General features: G+C 45.7%; 1 rRNA gene. It reads left to right on the forward strand.

Annotated elements, in window-relative coordinates:
* Positions 1 to 187: 187 nt before the first annotated feature.
* A 16S ribosomal RNA gene (locus AB1Z34_RS11200) occupies positions 188 to 254 on the forward strand; the annotation flags it as partial.

Genomic DNA, 254 nt, shown 5'->3' on the forward strand with positions numbered 1-254 from the left:
TTCATTTGTGGGAAAGATCATGGTTGTTCTCTTCTTTTTTGGCCTCGTCGGTTCGAAGGGGAGAACGTTTTATTTTTGGATAACGGCCAGGCCGCGCACTGTTTTTTGGTGTGTGGTGGTTGTTTGTCTGTTTTTGTCAGGTTTTTGGGCCTTTCATTGTTTTTGATTCTTCTGATTTGAAGGGTTTTTGATGGAGGGTTTGATCCTGGCTCAGGACGAACGCTGGCGGCGTGCTTAACACATGCAAGTCGAAC

Origin of the sequence: Corynebacterium sp. 045007 (assembly GCF_040743205.1) — a bacterium.
GTDB classification, from domain to species: Bacteria; Actinomycetota; Actinomycetes; order Mycobacteriales; family Mycobacteriaceae; genus Corynebacterium; species Corynebacterium jeikeium_D.